Origin of the sequence: Bradyrhizobium sp. 27S5 (genome assembly GCF_037217225.1) — a bacterium.
GTDB lineage: Bacteria > Pseudomonadota > Alphaproteobacteria > Rhizobiales > Xanthobacteraceae > Bradyrhizobium > Bradyrhizobium septentrionale.
In genome coordinates, this window is record NZ_CP147714.1 from 2,618,721 (window position 1) to 2,636,222 (window position 17,502).

At 64.7% G+C, this 17,502-nt stretch carries 17 protein-coding genes; 14 read left to right on the top strand and 3 right to left on the bottom strand.

Features of this window, described 5'->3' with window-relative positions; translation table 11 throughout:
* Positions 1 to 177 precede the first annotated feature (177 nt).
* The 10 genes from WDM24_RS12250 to WDM24_RS12295 all read left to right on the top strand — a co-directional run bounded on the left by WDM24_RS12250 (position 178) and on the right by WDM24_RS12295 (position 10,905).
* A complete protein-coding gene (locus WDM24_RS12250) occupies positions 178 to 1,026 on the top strand; it encodes a VOC family protein (RefSeq protein WP_338831395.1) in 849 nt (282 codons plus the stop codon).
* Between the two features lie 343 nt (positions 1,027 to 1,369).
* Entirely contained in the window at positions 1,370 to 2,026 is a 657-nt protein-coding gene (locus WDM24_RS12255) for a TetR/AcrR family transcriptional regulator (RefSeq protein WP_166307074.1), read from the top strand.
* Between the two features lie 248 nt (positions 2,027 to 2,274).
* Entirely contained in the window at positions 2,275 to 3,084 is an 810-nt protein-coding gene (locus WDM24_RS12260; RefSeq protein ID WP_338831396.1) for an ABC transporter permease, read from the top strand.
* A 59-nt stretch (positions 3,085 to 3,143) separates the two neighbouring features.
* A complete protein-coding gene (locus WDM24_RS12265) occupies positions 3,144 to 4,142 on the top strand; it encodes an ABC transporter substrate-binding protein (RefSeq protein WP_414645712.1) in 999 nt (332 codons plus the stop codon).
* 3 nt (positions 4,143 to 4,145) lie between these two features.
* Positions 4,146 to 4,991 carry an ABC transporter ATP-binding protein gene (locus WDM24_RS12270; RefSeq protein ID WP_338831397.1) on the top strand — a complete coding sequence of 282 codons (846 nt, stop codon included), beginning with the start codon at positions 4,146 to 4,148 and terminating at the stop codon, positions 4,989 to 4,991.
* Between the two features lie 14 nt (positions 4,992 to 5,005).
* Complete coding sequence (locus WDM24_RS12275; protein WP_338831398.1) at positions 5,006 to 6,412, top strand: hypothetical protein; 1,407 nt, start codon at positions 5,006 to 5,008, stop codon at positions 6,410 to 6,412.
* Positions 6,409 to 7,560, top strand: a complete 1,152-nt coding sequence (locus tag WDM24_RS12280) for a Gfo/Idh/MocA family oxidoreductase (RefSeq protein WP_338831399.1) — start codon at positions 6,409 to 6,411, stop codon at positions 7,558 to 7,560. Before WDM24_RS12275 ends, WDM24_RS12280 begins: the two co-directional genes overlap by 4 nt.
* A 14-nt stretch (positions 7,561 to 7,574) precedes the next feature.
* On the top strand, positions 7,575 to 8,783 hold the full coding sequence (locus WDM24_RS12285) for a dihydrodipicolinate synthase family protein (RefSeq protein WP_338831400.1): 1,209 nt from the start codon (positions 7,575 to 7,577) through the stop codon (positions 8,781 to 8,783).
* Positions 8,783 to 9,646, top strand: coding sequence for a sugar phosphate isomerase/epimerase family protein (locus WDM24_RS12290; protein WP_338831401.1), 864 nt, complete (start codon positions 8,783 to 8,785; stop codon positions 9,644 to 9,646). Before WDM24_RS12285 ends, WDM24_RS12290 begins: the two co-directional genes overlap by 1 nt.
* 113 nt (positions 9,647 to 9,759) lie before the next feature.
* Positions 9,760 to 10,905, top strand: coding sequence for an alpha-hydroxy acid oxidase (locus WDM24_RS12295; RefSeq protein ID WP_338831402.1), 1,146 nt, complete (start codon positions 9,760 to 9,762; stop codon positions 10,903 to 10,905).
* 24 nt (positions 10,906 to 10,929) lie between these two features.
* Here WDM24_RS12295 and rocD read toward each other — a convergent pair whose 3' ends face one another.
* The 3 genes from rocD to WDM24_RS12310 form a co-directional block, all read right to left on the bottom strand.
* Complete coding sequence (gene rocD, locus WDM24_RS12300) at positions 10,930 to 12,144, bottom strand: ornithine--oxo-acid transaminase (RefSeq protein WP_338698123.1); 1,215 nt, start codon at positions 12,142 to 12,144, stop codon at positions 10,930 to 10,932.
* 131 nt (positions 12,145 to 12,275) lie between these two features.
* Positions 12,276 to 12,950, bottom strand: coding sequence for an ion channel (locus tag WDM24_RS12305; protein ID WP_338831404.1), 675 nt, complete (start codon positions 12,948 to 12,950; stop codon positions 12,276 to 12,278).
* Between the two features lie 4 nt (positions 12,951 to 12,954).
* Entirely contained in the window at positions 12,955 to 14,178 is a 1,224-nt protein-coding gene (locus WDM24_RS12310) for a cytochrome P450 (RefSeq protein ID WP_338831406.1), read from the bottom strand.
* 207 nt (positions 14,179 to 14,385) lie between these two features.
* Here WDM24_RS12310 and WDM24_RS12315 point away from each other — a divergent pair, with 207 nt between their 5' ends.
* The 4 genes from WDM24_RS12315 to WDM24_RS12330 all read left to right on the top strand — a co-directional run bounded on the left by WDM24_RS12315 (position 14,386) and on the right by WDM24_RS12330 (position 17,467).
* Positions 14,386 to 14,919 carry a thiamine pyrophosphate-binding protein gene (locus tag WDM24_RS12315; protein ID WP_029078102.1) on the top strand — a complete coding sequence of 178 codons (534 nt, stop codon included), beginning with the start codon at positions 14,386 to 14,388 and terminating at the stop codon, positions 14,917 to 14,919.
* Complete coding sequence (locus WDM24_RS12320) at positions 14,916 to 15,506, top strand: thiamine pyrophosphate-dependent enzyme (protein ID WP_338831408.1); 591 nt, start codon at positions 14,916 to 14,918, stop codon at positions 15,504 to 15,506. Before WDM24_RS12315 ends, WDM24_RS12320 begins: the two co-directional genes overlap by 4 nt.
* 64 nt (positions 15,507 to 15,570) lie before the next feature.
* Positions 15,571 to 16,272, top strand: coding sequence for a TetR/AcrR family transcriptional regulator (locus WDM24_RS12325; protein ID WP_338698136.1), 702 nt, complete (start codon positions 15,571 to 15,573; stop codon positions 16,270 to 16,272).
* A 1-nt stretch (position 16,273) separates the two neighbouring features.
* The gene (locus WDM24_RS12330; RefSeq protein ID WP_338831409.1) at positions 16,274 to 17,467 is read left to right on the top strand and encodes an efflux RND transporter periplasmic adaptor subunit; all 1,194 of its coding nucleotides are present in this window, start codon (positions 16,274 to 16,276) and stop codon (positions 17,465 to 17,467) included.
* Positions 17,468 to 17,502 lie beyond the last annotated feature (35 nt).

The following is a 17,502-nucleotide window of genomic DNA, read 5'->3' on the forward strand; positions in this document are numbered from 1 at the left end:
CTGGTCGGCCGGTATCGCTGAAATTATTCGCATCCCTGCTTGGTTTGCGGGTAGAGATGTGGCGGGCGAGCGGATCGAGGGCCGCTCTGGCATGCGGCATAACGGCCGGCCGCGGTCCACGGTTCCTGGTTGCACAGGGGAGAGCACAATGACGGCAGATTCGGGGAGGCCCCTTCCATGATCACCGGCCTCGATCACGTCGTCGTCCTGACCGGCGACATCGCCTCGGCCAGCGCCGCCTACGAGACGCTGTTCGCGCGGGCGCCGGCCTGGCGCAACAGCGGCGACGGCGCGGACCGCGTGCTGTTCACGCTCGACAACACCACGCTGGAATTGATGGCGCCGCGTGGCGATGATGCCGCCGCGCAGCGTGTCCGCAGCGCGCTCGTGACCCAGGGCGAGGGGCTCGCGAGCCTCTGCTTCCGCACGAGCGATATCGCCAGGACACACCGCAGGCTCGAGCGGCTGACGCTGAAGCCCGAGCCGATCGCCGAGGTCGAAAGCCGCGACGAGACCACCGGCGCCACGCTGTCGTGGAAGCGGACGCGCGCTGCGACCGATACGACGCGGGGCGTGCGTATGTTCTTCCTGGAACGCCAGCAGGAGCGGCCGCTGTCGGTGCGCACCACGCCCGGCTCGATCACCGCGATGGATCATGTGGTGGTCTCGACCGCCGATCCCGAGCGCGCCGCCGCGCTCTATGGCGCGCGGCTCGGGCTCGACATGGCGCTTGACCGGTCGCATCCCGAATGGGGCCGGCTGATGTTCTTCCGCTGCGGTGACCTCGTGGTCGAGGTCACGCACCGGCCGGGCAAAGCGGAGGCGGACGCGCCGGACCGGCTGCGCGGCATCTGCTGGCGCGTTACCGACATCGATGCCACCCGTGCGCGACTGATTGCCGCTGGCGTCGACGTCTCCGAGATTCGCACCGGCCGCAAGCCGGGCACGCGCGTGATGACGGTGCGCAACGGCACGTGCGGCGTGCCGACGCTTCTGGTGCAGCCTTCGCAGGGAAAACCAGACTAGGTCGGATTTCATCCGCGCGTCGTCCCGGCAACGTGCGCGGCGGGCAAATGAATTTCATTTGTCATTCCGGGGCGTGCGCAGCACGAACCCGGAATCCATCGAGCAACATGTTCCGTGGATGACTGGATTCCGGGCCCGCGCCAAATAGCGCGCCCTCAGGTGCGCAATTGCGCACCGGGGAATAACGAAAGCGGCAGCTGCGACAAATATTCCCGCGCGACCATCACAACAACATTCGTTCTCAAACGTCGCGTGTCATGCTACATTCATCAACCCAGCATCACGGGCGATCGATTTGGCCAAGGCAAAGCGAATACAGCGATGGCAGCGCGACCCCGCGGGGATGCGGCTGCGGATTCTCGAGGCGGCCAAGCAGGAATTCGCCGCCCATGGCCTCGCCGGCGCGCGGGTCGACCGCATCGCGGCCAATGCCGACGCCAACAAGCGCATGCTGTACTACCACGTCGGCAACAAGGAGGACCTCTATCTCGAGGTGCTGGAAGGTGCCTATGAGAAGATCCGCGCCGAGGAGCGTGCGCTCGATCTCGAACACCTCGATCCGCCCGAGGCGATCGGGCGCCTGATCGACTTCACGTGGAACTACTTCCTGCGCAATCCCGAGTTCCTGGCATTGCTGAACACGGAAAACCTCGCCAAGGCAAAGCACCTGAAGCGCTCGACCAAGGTCAAGTCGATGCACTCGCCGTTTGTCGAGATGATCCGCACCGTGGTGACGCGCGGGGTCGAAAGCGGCGATTTCCGCGTCGCGGTCGATCCGGTGCAGCTCTATATCTCGATCGCCGGGTTGGCGTTCTTCTATCTCTCCAACAGTGCCACCTTGAGCGTGATCTTCGGCCGCGACCTGCTCAAGAAGGACGCCCGCGACGAGCGCCTCGAGCACATGACTGCGCTGGTGCTGGCGGCGCTGACCGGCAAGTCCACGGCCGCCTTTAGCGGCGCGATGCCAGTGCTGCGCGCGGCGGAACACCGGGTGGTGTGAACGCTGGCAGCCCGCAGCCCGGATGAGCGAAGCGACATCCGGGGAGCTGCATCCGCGGATAATCCCGTCCCGGATTTCGCTTCGCTCATCCGGGCTACAGAGCATTCAGGCCCAAAAAATCTCGCCTGACGAAAGTAGCGTGCTTCGCCGCGATTTTACCGCGCGCGAGGGGCTGGACAGTATTTATCCAACGGGTTAATTTCGTCGCGAACAGAAAGACTGCAAGAAAGACTGTGAGGGAGCGTGACGTGGCGGAGGCAAAAAACCCTTCGGGTGTGTCGAAGGTGCTGAATGCGGCGTGGCTGCGCCCGTTCCTGTTCCTGGTCGTCATCGTGGCCGCCTGGGACCTCGCGATCCGCCTGTTCCACATCCCGGCCTATCAGATCCCGTCGCCCGGCGACGTCGTCGCGGTGCTCTGGAGCGACTGGCCGGAGTTGCTGCGGCAGTCCTGGCCGACCACTTACGCAACGATCTGCGGCTTCCTGCTCTCGGCGCTGTTCGGCATTCCCACAGCGATGCTGATCGCGGGCTCGAAGACGGTCGAGAGCTACGTCTACCCGCTCCTGGTGTTCTCCCAATCGGTGCCGAAGATCGCGATCGCGCCGCTGTTCGTGGTGTGGTTCGGCTTCGGTATCATCCCCAAGGTGATCTCCGCATTCCTGCTCGGCTTCTTCCCCGTCGTGGTCTCGGCGGTGCAGGGCTTCAAGTCGGTCGACCCCGACATGGTCGATCTGGCGCGCGCGATGCAGGGCAGCCGCTTCCAGGTGTTCCGCGCGGTCAACCTGCCGCATGCGATGCCCGCGATCTTCTCCGGCCTGAAGGTCTCGGTGACGCTCGCGGTGGTTGGCGCCGTCGTCGGTGAGTTCGTCGGCTCCAATTCCGGCATCGGCTACGTGATGCAGCGCTCGATCGGCACCTTCGACCTGCCGACGATGTTTGCGGCGCTGGTGATCCTGGCGCTGCTCGGCGTCATCCTGTTCTGGATCGTCGACCGCATCGAGCGGCTTGTGATCCCCTGGCACGTCAGCCAGCGCGACGACATCAGCTTCGCTTCCTAGCGCAGCAACCGGACAAGCGGCCCACACAAGGGCCGCCGCACAATAAAGGGAGAACAACCATGAAGCGTTTGATTGCGGTCGCCGGCGTGGCGCTGGCCTGGACCGCGCTTGCGGTGGCTCCGGTATCCGCGGCCGACAAGGTCGTGCTGATGCTGAACTGGTACGTCTACGGCGAGCACGCCCCGTTCTATTACGGCAAGGCCAAGGGCATCTATGCCGCCGAAGGCATCGACCTCGAGATCCAGGAAGGCCGCGGCTCAGCTGCGACCACGCAAGCCGTGGCGGCCAAGACCGCGGATTTCGGCTATGTCGATGTGCCGACGATGATGCGCGCGGCGGTGAAGGGCGCGCCGGTGATCGCAACAGGCGTGCTGCTGCAGACCAGCCCGATGTCGGCGATGAGCCTTGCCGACAAGAACATCCGGAAGCCCGAGGACATCAAGGGCAAGACGGTTGCGATCACGCCGGCGGATTCGATGACGCAGATCTGGCCGCTGTTCCTGAAGAAGACCGGTCTGAAGGAGAGCGACTTCCAGACCGTCGCCGGCGACGGTCAGACCAAGCTCAACGCCGTCATCAACGGCCAGGCCGATCTGCTGCTCGGCTACGTCATGGACCAGTCGATGAAGATCAAGGACGCCACGGGTAAGGACGTCTACCCGATCAAGTTCGCCGACTACGGCATCAACATGGTGTCGTCGGGCATCATCGCCAACGCCGACTATGTGAAGGCCAATGCCGATCTGGTCCGCCGCTTCATGTCGGCGACGACAAAGACGGTGGAAGCCGCGGAGAAGGAGCCGAAGGCCGCCGCGCAGTCGATCCTCGACGCCAATCCGAAGGGCGGCAAGATCGACACGTTGACGCAAGGTTTCGAGCTCACGATCCCGCTCTATCGCACGCCGGAGACCAAGGCCAAGCGGCCGTTCCATGTCACCGACCAGAACATGACCGAGTCGGTCAACCTGATGGTCGAATATGGCGGCCTCGACGCCAAGGCCAAGGCCAATCCGAAGGCGTTTTACACCAACGACTATCTGCCGAAGGGTGACTCGTAAGCCATGAAATCGGCGATCAAGAGTGCTGCCGAGCAGCCCGCCGCGCATCTGCGCCTGGTATCGGACCGCGCGGCCGACGCTGCGCCGGGCATCAAGCTCTCGGGCGTGTCGAAGACGTACCGGTCGCGCGACGGCGACGTGCCGTCGCTGCGGCCGCTTGACTTCACCATCAATGACGGTGAGTTCTTTGTCGTGGTCGGGCCGTCCGGCTGCGGCAAGTCCACGCTGCTCAAGATGATCTCGGGCCTGTTGCCGCCGACGACCGGCGAGGTCCTGGTCGATGGCGAGCCGGTGACCAGGCCGCACGGCAATGTCGGCATCGTGTTCCAGAACGCGTTGCTGCTGCCGTGGCGCAACATCCTCTCCAACGTGATGCTGCCGATCGACATGAAGCAGCTGCCGCGGGACAAATATCGTGCTCGCGCCGGGCAACTGCTGAAGCTGGTCGGCCTCGAAGGTTTTGAGAAGAAGCTGCCCTGGCAGCTCTCCGGCGGCATGCAGCAGCGCGCCTCGATCTGCCGCGCGCTGGTGCACGATCCCAAGATCATGCTGATGGACGAGCCGTTCGGCGCGCTCGACGCCATGACGCGGGAGCGGATGAATGTCGAACTGATGCGGATCCAGCGTGAGACCGGCAAGACCGTGCTCCTGATCACGCACTCGATTCCCGAGGCCGTGTTCCTCGCCGACCGTGTGCTTGTCATGACCGAGCGGCCCGGCGCGATCGCTGCGATCTACGACGTGCCGCTGCCGCGGCCGCGCTCGCTCGATACGATGTCCGATCCCGTCTTCACCGAGCTGGTGCAACGGATCCGGAAGCATTTCTTCACGCAGGGGACGCTGGATTAACGCTTGAGCCTCCGATGACGCTTCGCCTTCGAGTCAGTGATATCGCCTTCTTCGAACGACCGCTGGTGTTCGCGCGGCCGTTCCGCTTTGGTGCCGTGACGATCACGGCGTCGACGCAAATGTTCGTGCGGGTCGAGATCGAGGTGGAGGGCAAGGGCCGGGCGACCGGCGCCAGCGCCGAAATGCTGGCGCCGAAATGGTTCGACAAGCGGCCGCATTTGACGGAAGCGCAGTCGCTCGACGGACTTCGCCGCTCACTTGCGATTGCGCGCGAGCTCTATCTGGCGAACAAGGGTTTTGATACCGCGTTCGGCCTGCACGCCCGATGTATCGGCCCGCAGCTTGCGGCCTGTGCTGCAGAAGACATTCCGCCGCTCGCCGCCAGCTTTGGCCCGGCCGAGATCGACAAGGCGATCCTGGATGGGCTTCTGCGCGCGGCCGGCGTGAGCGTTTTCGATGGCATCGCCGGAAACATCGCCGGCATCGACGCGCGGTTGACGCCCGATCTCGATGATCGGGCAATCACGGGCTTCCTTTCGGCGCGCAATCGGCTCGATCGCGTCGCGGTCAGGCACACCGTCGGGATGGACGACAAGGTTGAAGGCGAGGGCGGCGTCGCCGACACCAACGAGAATGCCGGCGCGCGCTATTTCAAGCTCAAGCTGAACGGCGATCCCGCGCACGACGCGGCGCGGCTCGCGCGGATCGGCAACGAGCTCGCACGGCTGCCTTACGGCATCAAGGTCACGCTCGACGCTAACGAGCAGTATGCCGACCTCACCGCACTGAACGCGCTGGTCGACCGGCTCGACCATGACGTGGCGCTTCAGCCCATCGCCGCAAACCTGCTCTACATCGAGCAGCCGATGCCGCGCGATATCACAAAGACGTCGCCGCTCGGGAAGCTGGCTACACGCAGCTTCATTATCGACGAAGCCGACGATTCCTATGACGCGTTTCCGGCGGCGCGCGCGCTCGGCTATCGCGGCATCTCGTCGAAATCGTGCAAAGGCATCTACAAGTCGATCATCAACGCCACGCGCGCCGCTGCGTGGAGCGCGGACGACGCCGGGTATTTCATCAGCGGCGAGGACTTGACCTGCCAGGCCGGGCTTGGCGTGCAGCAGGACCTCGCGCTCGGCGCGCTGATCGGCGTCACCCACGCCGAACGCAACGGACACCACTATGTCGACGGCTTTGCCGACACGCCAGCGAACGAAGCGGATGCCTTCCTCACCGCGCATCCCGATCTCTACACCCGCGCGGGCGGCAAGGTGCGCCTCGCGATCCATGACGGCGATCTCCTGACGGGATCGATCGCTGCCGCACCGGGCTTTGCCAGTTCGGTCCATCCGGACTGGTCCATCATGCAGCCGCTCAAGCGGCCAACACCACGCGTTTCGCAGGAGCAGACAGCATGACGACCAAACGCCTCGGCCTGATCATGAACGGCGTCACCGGCCGGATGGGGCTGAACCAGCATCTGATCCGCTCGATCGTCGCGATCCGCGAGCAGGGCGGTGTGCAACTCGCGAACGGCGACCGCATCATGCCCGATCCGATCCTGGTCGGCCGCGACGCCGAGAAGGTCGCCGCATTGGCCAAACGCTTCAACATCGAACGTCATACCACCGACCTTGATCGCGCGCTGGCCGACAAGGGCGACACCGTGTTCTTCGACGCCGCGACCACGCAAGCGCGGCCCTCGCTGCTGACCAAGGCAATCAACGCCGGCAAGCATGTCTATTGCGAGAAGCCGATCGCGACCAACCTCGAGGAAGCCGTTGCGGTCGTGAAGCTTGCGAACGCAAAAGGCCTCAAGCACGGCACGGTGCAGGACAAGCTGTTCCTGCCGGGCCTGAAGAAGCTCGCCTTCCTGCGCGACTCCGGTTTCTTCGGCCGCATGCTCGCGGTGCGCGGCGAGTTCGGCTATTGGGTGTTCGAGGGCGGCTGGCAGGAAGCGCAGCGGCCGTCCTGGAACTACCGCGCCGAGGACGGCGGCGGCATCATCCTGGATATGGTTTGCCACTGGCGCTACGTGCTCGACAATCTGTTCGGCGAGGTCGAGAGCGTGGTCTGCATCGGGACGACCGATATCCCCGAGCGCTTCGACGAGAAGGGCAAGAAGTATGAGGCGACGGCCGACGATTCCGCCTACGCGACCTTCCGCCTGAAGGGCGGTGTGATCGCGCATATCAACATGAGCTGGGTGACGCGGGTCTACCGCGACGACCTCGTCACCTTCCAGGTCGACGGCACCCATGGCTCGGCGGTGGCGGGCCTGACCGACTGCGTGATCCAGGCCCGCCAGGCGACGCCGCGGCCGGTGTGGAATCCGGACGAGAAGCGGCTGCACGACTTCTATGCCGATTGGCAGAAGCTCCCTGAGAACGTCGTCTACGACAACGGGTTCAAGGAGCAGTGGGAGATGTTCATCCGCCATGTCTGCGAGGACGCGCCCTACAAATACACCCTGCTCGAAGGCGCCAAGGGCGTGCAGCTCGCCGAATGTGCGCTGAAGAGCTGGAAGGAGCGGCGCTGGATCGACGTCGCGCCGATCGTGGTCTGAGAAAGGACCCTGCCATGAACAAGCCAGTCCTGCCCAAGCCTGCCCTGACAAAGTCATCGCTGTCGCTGAAGCTGCCGACCGCTGATGGAGGCCTCGAGACTTATCGCCTGGCGGCGTCGCGGACCTTTCCGGCGAAGCTCGCGGGCACACTGAACCGCGTCGCATTCTCGGCGGCGCATGTGGCGGCCGATCCGCGCGCCGACGTCGATCCGTGGCTGACGGCTGCGATCGACTGGGACAGGACCATCGCGTTCCGCGAGCACGTCTGGGATCTCGGCCTCGGCGTCGCCGAAGCGATGGACACCGCGCAGCGCGGCATGGGGCTGGACTGGGCGACCTCGCTCGAACTGATCCAGCGCTCGGTGAAGGCGGCGAAGGCCAAGGGCAACGCGCTGGTGTTCTCGGGCGCCGGCACGGATCATCTCGCGGTGGAAGATGCCCGGTCGATCGACGACGTGATCCGGGCCTATGAGGAGCAGATCGAGGCGGTGGAAAAGGCCGGCGGCCGTATCATCCTGATGGCCTCGCGCGCGCTGGCAAAGCTTGGGAAGAGCGCGGACGACTACGCGAAGGTCTATGACCGTGTGCTGGCGCAGGTCCGCGAGCCCGTGATCATCCATTGGCTCGGCGACATGTTCGATCCGGCGCTGACGGGCTACTGGGGCACCGCCGATCTCGACAAGGCGATGGATACGGCGGTCAAAATCATCAACGCCAGTGCGGCCAAGGTTGATGGCGTGAAAGTCTCGCTGCTCGACAAGCAGCGCGAGATCGACATGCGGCGGCGGCTCGACAGCAGCGTGAAAATGTACACCGGCGACGACTTCAACTATGCCGAACTGATCGCCGGCGACGACAGGGGATTTTCCCACGCGCTGCTCGGTATCTTCGATGCGATCGCACCGGCTGCGTCCTACGCGCTGTCGCGGCTGGCTGCGGGCGATGAGGCCGGCTTCCACGACGTGCTGGGACCCACGGTGCCGCTGTCGCGCCACATCTTCAAGGCGCCGACGCGGTTCTACAAGACCGGCATCGTGTTCATGGCTTACCTCAACGGCCACCAGGATCACTTCACGATGGTCGGCGGACAGGAGAGCGCGCGTTCGACCTTGCATCTCGCCGAGCTGTTCCGGCTCGCCGACAAGGCGGGGCTGCTCGCCAATCCGGAAGCCGCGACGCGCCGGATGGCGACGATCCTGGCGACGCGCGGCATCGACGCCTGATGCGCGATTTTTCCAGAGATCACCGCTGGCTGTCGCTGAACACGGCGACGGTCCGCAAGCAGGGCGATCTCACAGCCATCATCGAGGCCTGCGCGCGGCACGGCATCCGCGCCATCGATCCTTGGCGCGACCAGGTCGCCGCTGTCGGCCTCGATCGCGCCGTGCGCGCGGTCAGGGATGCCGGGCTCGATCTGTCAGGCTATTGCCGCGGCGGCATGTTCACGGCTGATAGCGCGCATCGCAGCGAGGCGCGCGACGACAACCGTCGGGCGGTCGATGAGGCAGCCGCGCTCGGCGCGCCCTGCATCGTGCTCGTCGCCGGCGGGCTGCCGCAATATTCCCGGCCGGGCAGCGTAGCGTCCAGGAATATCGCTGCGGCACGGTCGCAGGTCCATGACGGGATCGCCGAGATGCTCGAGTATGCAAAACAGGCAGGGCTGCCGCTTGCGATCGAGCCGCTGCATCCGGCCTATGCCGCCGACCGGGCCTGCGTGAACACCACAAAGCACGCACTCGATATCTGCGACGCGCTCGATCCTGACAGAACCGGCGCGCTTGGTGTCGCGCTCGACGTCTATCACATCTGGTGGGATCCGGAGCTGATGAGCCAGATCGCGCGCGGCGGCAAGGACCGCCTGCTGGCGTTCCACGTCTGCGACTGGCTGGTGCCGACCAGGGACATCCTCAACGATCGCGGCATGATGGGCGACGGCGTGATCGACATCAGATCAGTGCGCGCGGCCGTCGAGGCGCAGGGCTTCGCCGGCTATTCGGAGATCGAGATCTTTTCTAATGACTGGTGGACGAATCCGATGGATGAGGTCTTGACGACATGTATCGAGCGGCACCGCTCGGTGGTTTGACCCAACGAGAGGTTCGGTGGACAAGGCGAAGCGTGCCCGTTATTCCGGGTGCTGCGGGTGTGAACGGCACTGGGGGCCGTTGAACTCCCCGGTCCGGACCTTCGGAGCACGACATGCGTTTGAGCGATTGCCACAATTTCCATGACTTCCGTGAGCTGGCGAGGCGGAGGCTTCCGGGGCCGATCTTCGATTATATCGACGGCGGGGCGGACGATGAGGCGACGCTTCGGCAGAACACCGCGAGCTTTGAGCGTTGCGATCTGGTGCCCAATGTCCTGCGCGGCGTGGAGAACGTCGATCTCTCGGTCACCGTGATGGGACAGAAGCTGGCAACGCCGTTCTATTGTTCGCCAACCGCGCTGCAGCGTCTGTTCCATCATCAGGGCGAACGGGCCGTCGCTGCCGCGGCGGCAAAATACGGTACGATGTTTGGCGTGTCCTCGCTCGGCACCGTGAGCCTGGAGGAATTGCGCAAGGCCTACACTACGCCGCAGGTCTATCAGTTCTATTTCCACCGGGATCGGAGCCTGAACACGGCGATGATGCAGCGCGCCAAGCAGGCCGGCGTCGACGTGATGATGTTGACCGTCGACAGCATCACCGGCGGCAACCGCGAACGCGATCTGCGCACCGGGTTTTCGATTCCTTTCAGGCTCACGCTCGGCGGCATGCTGCAATTCGCCATCAAGCCGGCGTGGGCCATCAACTACGTCACCCATGAAAGCTTCAAGCTGCCGCAACTCGACGAGCATGTCGACATGAGCGGCGGTGCCATGTCGATCGGGCGCTATTTCACGGAGATGCTCGATCCGGCCATGACATGGGACGACGTCGCGCAAATGGTCCGGCAGTGGAATGGCCAGTTTTGCCTGAAGGGCGTCATGTCGGTTGAAGATGCCAAGCGCGCGGTCGAGATCGGCTGCACCGGCATCATTCTGTCCAACCACGGCGGCCGGCAGCTCGACGGCTCGCGGGCGGCGTTCGATCAGCTGGCCGAGATCGTCGATGCCGTGGGCGACCGGATCGATGTGATGATGGACGGCGGCATCAAGCGGGGCAGCCATGTGCTGAAAGCACTGTCGCTGGGTGCCAAGGCCGTCGGCCTCGGACGCTTCTATCTCTATCCGCTGGCATCGGCCGGCCAGGCCGGAGTCGAGCGGGCGCTTGGCCTGCTGCAGGCGGAGCTGGTGCGGGACATGCGGCTGATGGGGTGTTCCTCGATCAGCCAGCTCTCCCGTGCGAACTTGCGCTTCAGATAGCCGCTGATCCTGCCGACCTCGCGGTCACGAGAGGTCCTGCGTCAACGCGGCGCCGATCTGCTCCAGTGCCCAATCGACCTGATCGCTGGTAATCACCAGCGGCGGGGCGATGCGGATGGTGTGGTCATGGGTGTCCTTGGCAAGGATGCCTTTCTCGCGCAGCACCTCGCAATAGCGCCGGGCAGGGCCGGCCTCGGGGTGAAGCTCGACCGCGAGCATCAGCCCGCGACCGCGCACCTCGCTGATGGTGTTGGCACGGATGCTTCGCAGGCCTTCGAGGAAGCGCGCACCCTGGGCGGCCGCGTTCTCGATCATCCCTTCGTCGACCAGCACGCGGAGCGCCGCGCGTGCCACCGCGCAGGCGAGCGGATTGCCGCCGAAGGTCGAGCCGTGCTGACCGGGCTTCAGTGTGCCGAGGACTTCGTTGTTGGAGAGCACCGCGGAGACCGGGTAGAAGCCGCCGGACAGCGCCTTGCCGAGCAGCGTCACGTCGGCCTCGACGCCCTCGTGCTGTTCCGCCAGCAGTTTGCCGGTGCGGCCGAGCCCGGTCTGGATCTCGTCGAGGATCAGCATGATGTTATTGCCAGTGCAGAGTTCGCGGACCCGGGTGAAATAGCCTGACGGCGGGATGATGACGCCGGCTTCGCCCTGGATCGGCTCGACCAGGAACGCGACCGTGTTCGGCGTGATCGCATCCTCCAGTGCCCCGGCATCGCCGAAGGGAATGATCTTGAAGCCCGGCGCAAACGGTCCGAAATGCGCGCGTGTGTCCGGATCGGTGCTGAAGCCGACGATCGCAAGCGTGCGTCCGTGGAAATTGTCGGCGCAGACGATGATCTCGGCCTGGCCATCAGGCACGCCCTTGACCTCGTAGCCCCATTTGCGCACCGACTTGATCGCACTCTCCACGGCCTCGGCGCCGCTGTTCATCGGCAGGACCTTGTGGGAGCCGGTCAGCTCGGCGAGTTCCTCGTAGAACGGGGCGAGCTGGTCGTTGTGGAAGGCCCGCGAAGTCAGTGTCAGCCGGCCGGCCTGTTCCACCATGGCGGCAAGGATTTTTGGATGGCAATGGCCTTGATTGACTGCCGAATAGGCCGACAGGCAATCGAGGTAGCGCTTGCCGTCGGTATCCCAAACCCAGACGCCTTCGCCGCGCGACAGCACGACGCCGAGCGGCGCGTAGTTCTGGGCGCCAAACTGCGCCTCCCTTGCGATGAAATCGGTGACTGGCGGACGCATGTTTCGTCACTCCAGCTGTGCCGGCACCATCGAGGTGCCGTCCTGCATCCTATCACTGATTTGGGCATCGGCCCGCGCGCCTTAAAGGATTGCTGTGGACCAAATTCGGTTCATCCTGGCTGCGTTGCGCGTCAGTCCTGATCGCGGTGCGCGATCTCGAGCGTGACGAGCCGCGCCAGCAGCGTCGCGGGGTAGAGCTGGCCGAAGATCGCCTCGACATTGCAGAGGCTGCGCGCAATCGGGTGCAACGGCGCGACGTCGCCATAGCCGGTCGTCGTCAGCGTGGCAAAGGAGAAATAGATCAGCTGGCTCGCGAGCGACGGACGGTCCTCGACCTTCATGCCGGCAAACGCATTCGGCACCAGCGTGCCGATGAAGGTGTAGAGCGCCGCGAAGATCACCGCGACCGCGAGGTAGAGCAGCACCGCGCCGATGACCCGGTGATAGGTGACGCGTCCCGGCGCGAAGGTTGCCTGCGCGACCGTCACCGCCATCGTGATGCCGACCAAAAGCCAGGCGCCGGCGAACAGATTGAGGTCGAGGATCGAAGGCGAGCGCAGGCGGAGGATCGCGCCGGTCACGATCATCGCAAGCGCGATCAGCATCGTGACGCCGGCAAGCGCGCTGCCCGACATCACGAACACGCCGCCGACCAGGAAGACGGCGAGCAGCAGCTCGAACACCTGAAACTCGAACAGGCCGAGCGCTTGCAGCGGCGCCACCACGAACATCATGACCAGCAGGAGGACGGTCAGCACCGTCAGCAGCGAATCGCCCCAGCGCTCGCGTATTTGCCTTGTGGTCATCGGATCACGCGTCGCGCCGGCATGGCACGCTGAGGAAGCCGCGGAAGCGCACCCGTCCGCCCCGCACCGGCTCGCCGTCGAGCACATAGTTCGGCAAACGCTTGAGGAATCGCGAGATCGCGATGGCGCCTTCGAGGCGCGCCAGCGCCATGCCCGCGCATTGATGCGCGCCGGTGCCGAAGGCGAGATGGCGGTTCGGCGTGCGCGCGACGTCGAAGCGTTCTGGGTCGGGGAATTGCGCGGGGTCGCGGTTGGCGGCGCCGATGCACAGCGTGACCAGCGTGCCGGCCGGCAGCTTGATGCCGCTGAGCTCGGTCTCCTCCACGATCATGCGGTTGCCGAGCTGGTTCGAGCTTTCGTAACGCAGCATCTCCTCGACCGCGGTCTTGATCAGCTCGGGCTGCGCGATCAGTCGCTGCTTCTCGTCGGGGTATTGGGTCAGCGTCACCAGCCCGTTGCCGATCAGATTGGTCGTGGTCTCGTGGCCGGCGTTGAGCAGGAAGATGCAATTGTGCAGCAATTCCTTCGCGGTCAGCCGCTCGCCATTGTCCTCACCCTGGATCAACCGGGTCAGCACGTCGCGCTCGGGATTGCCCGGTTTGGCGCGGCGGCGTTCGACCAGGGTTTCGAGATAGGCGAGGAAGTCCTTCACCGCGTCGTTGCCGCGGTCGAACGCCTCCTTGCCGATCACCGGCTCCAGCGCCCCCAAGATCGCCAGCGACCAGTCGCGCAGCGGCTCGCGTTCGTCGTGCGGCACGTCGAGCAGATTGCCGATCACCTCGACGGGAATAGCGGCGGCGAAGTCGCCGATCAGTTCGAAGCGGTCTTTGGTTTCGATCCGGTCGAGCAGGCTGTCGACCAGCGCGATCAGGTCCGGCTCCATGCCGGCGATGGCGCGCGGCGACAAGGCGCCCATGATCAGCCGCCGCACCCGGGTGTGCGCCGGCGGATCGTTGAAGACGAGGCTCGTCGTGTGGTGCTCGTAGAGCAGCGAGTTGCCGTATTTCGGCAGGAACTCCTTCTTCTTGTCGGAGGAGAACGCCTTGGTGTTCTTGTAGGCGGCGATCAGGTCGTCGTAGCGGGTGAGAAAATAGCAGCCGTTCGGCAGCCGCTTGACCGGCGCAGTCTCGCGCAGCGCCCGATAGGTCGGGTAGGGGTTGGCGTAGAAGTCCGGCGTCAGCTTCTCCAGGTCGAAACCGTCAGCCAGCTCTCGCGCGTGCCCGTCCATGGCGGATATCCAACCCTTATTAGTTTCATTTGCAACTATCGTAAGCCGCAGGCGGCGACCGCGCAACACAATTTGCAGGCCGCGGGAACAGCGCGGCGGGCGCGATCCGATGCGAGTAAATCGCAGAGCCATATGCGGTTTTGCGCTTTGATGAAGCGCGCGCGCCCCACTACAGTCGCGGCCAAACAATAGAGACCGGAAACGCCGATGCATGCCCGTGCCGAGACCGCGGCCTCCTGGCCCGAGGAGATCTTCTCGATATTGCAGCGCTTCGAGGTGCGCCAGGTGCCTTACGTGCCGGACGCCGGGCACTCAGAGCTGATCGAGCGCGTGCTGGGCTCGTCCTCGATGCGCGGCATTGCGCTGACCACCGAGGAGGAGGGCGTGGCGCTGCTCGCAGGCGCCTGGGCCGGCGGCCAGCGCGGCGTGCTGCTGATGCAGTCGAGCGGGGTCGGCAATTGCATCAACATGCTGTCGCTGGTGCAGATCTTCCGCTTGCCGTTCCTCACGCTGGTGACGATGCGCGGCGAATGGGGCGAGTTCAATCCGTGGCAGGTGCCGATGGGCTCGAACACCCAAGGCATTCTCGAATTGTCAGGGATCAAGGTGCTGCGCGCCTCGCATCCGGATGAGGTGCGCGAAGTCGTCGAGGCAGGGGCAGCCCAAGCCTACAACGCCTGCACACCAACCGCCGTGCTGCTGTCGCAGCGCCTGATCGGGGCAAAGGTTTTCACCAAATGAGCAAAGCCAATCTCCTCGACCGCCGCGCCGTCGTTTCCGAGCTGCTCAAGAATCGCAACGGCGCCTTCGCCGTCGGCGGCCTCGGCGCCTCCACCTATGACATCGCCGCCGCCGGCGACCATGACCGCAATTTCTATCTCTGGGGCGGCATGGGCGGCGCCGTCATGATCGGGCTCGGGCTGGCGCTGGCCCAGCCAACGCTGCCGGTCGTCGTGATCACCGGCGATGGCGAGATGCTGATGGGGATGGGGAGCCTCGCGACGGTCGGGCTGCAGCAGCCCAAAAATCTCTCGATCATCGTGCTGGACAACGAGGCCTATGGTGAGACCGGCGGCCAGACCAGCCACACCGGCGGGTCCGCCGACCTCGTCGGTGTTGCCAAAGCCTGCGGAATCGGGGATAGCCGTTCGATCAGCACGATGGCCGAGGTCGAGGCTTTTTCTTCGACTTTGCAAGATGTTACGGCGGGGCCGCGGTTCGCCAGCGCGAAGATCGACGGGGCCAACCTGGAACGCGTGCTGTCCAGCCGGGACGGCACCTACATCGTCAACCGCATCCGCGGGTCAGTCGGCCACACTCCAATTTAAAGTGGCTTTCGCGGTGCAATAGAACCTTGACTTTTGGTAAAGTGAGTGATTACTCACGACCCAAATGTCTACCTTACGCATGACGAGTGACTTGCGGCGTCAGTTGATCCTGAGCGCTGCCAAGCGATGCTTCGCCCGGAACGGCTTTGCCGGCACCACGACAAAGAGCGTGGCGGCCGCGGCTGCCATTTCGGAAGGGCTGTTGTTCAAGCACTTCCCGTCGAAGGCGGCGCTCTACGCCGAAATCCTTGCCGAAGAGTGCGAGGCCGATCCCGACCTCGCGCATCTGCTCGGCCAGGAGCCGTCGACCGCGACGCTGGTCGAACTGGTGCAGGGCATGGTCGGCCACTTCATGCAACTGCGGGATGCGCCGGACCAGGAAGAGGCGCAGCGGATGCGGCTGATGGTGACGAGCCATCTCGATGACGGCGAGTTTGCGCGCCTGCTCTACGACAAGGTCGGCAAGCTGATCGGTCCGACCTTCGCCGCCTCGCTCGAACGGGCGATCGCTGCCGGCGACGCCACGCAGATCGGCGACCAGCCGCTCAACCTGTTCTGGTTTGCGCACCACACCGTGCTTATGAGCGCGCTGACACAGCTGCCTGCGACACCATGTCTCCCCTACGGCGATGCCGCAGCGGCCGAGCGGCAGCTTTGCCAATTCATCCTTCGCGGCATCGGACTTACCGAGGCCGCAATCTCAACTCATTTGGGCCGCCAGCCGTCGCCGATCGCAGGACCGTCGGTAACTGCAGAAAGTGCATGACATGAATATCCAGACCGAAAGTCACATCTCGGGACAACCGCTCAAGGAAAAACAGGCCAGGCGCCCCGTCCGCATGGTGCGCTGGTTCATCATCGTAGGCCTGTTGCTGACTCTGCTGGTCGGCGCACTGGTCGGCTTCAACGCCTTCCGCAGCCACATGATCGCGCAGTTCTTCGCCAACAATAAGCCGCCGCCGTCGAACGTGACCGCCGTCGAGGCGAAGTCCGAGGTGATTCCGAACCTGTTGAGTGCGGTTGGCGATCTCGTCGCCGTGCACCAGGTCAATGTCACCACCGACGTGTCGGGCCGCATCATCGAGATTCTGTTCACCGCCGGCAGCCATGTGAAGGCGGGGACGCCGCTGGTGCAGCTGTTCGATGCGCCTGAGCAAGGCGACCTCGCCAGCTTCAAGGCGCAGGCGACCGTCGGCGAGCAGCAGCTCGACCGCGCCAAGCAACTCGCGTCACGCCAGTTCGGACCGCAGTCGACCGTCGACACCGCGCAGGCGACCTACGACCAGGCCAAGGCGGGCATCGCCAGGACCGAAGCGCTGATCTCGCAGAAGCTGGTGCGCGCGCCGTTCGAAGGCGACCTCGGCGTTCGCCAGGTCGAAGTCGGCCAGTATCTGACAGCCGGCACGCAGATTGTGTCGCTCACCGATCTGTCGGTGCTGTACGCCAACCTGACCGTGACCGAGAAGCAGAGCTCGCAGATCAAGGTCGGCCAGACCGTGCGGATCGCGGTCGATGCCTATCCGGGCCGCACCTTCGAGGGCAAGCTCACGACCATCGAGCCGCAGATCTCGACCGACACCCGCAACATCCGGGTCCAGGCCACGATCCAGAATCCGGACAGCATCCTCAAGCCCGGCATGTTCGCGACCACCACGATCGTGCTGCCCGAGAAGCCGCCGGTCGTCACCGTCCCTGAGACGGCGGTCGACTACACGCTGTACGGCGACTCGGTGTTCCTGATCACCGAGAAGAAGGGCGACGACGGCAAGACCACGCTGACCGCGGACCGCACCTTCGTGAAGACCGGCAACCGCGTCGAAGGTCGCGTCGAGATCCTCAAGGGTCTCAAGCCCGGCGACAAGGTCGTCGCGGTCGGACAGATCAAGCTGCAGTCGGGCATCGCGGTTGCGATCTCGACCGATCCGCCGCCGCCGATTCCGGCCGAGGCGCCGCGTTACTGATCTCCATTATCTGAACTCGGAGGGCCGATTGGCCC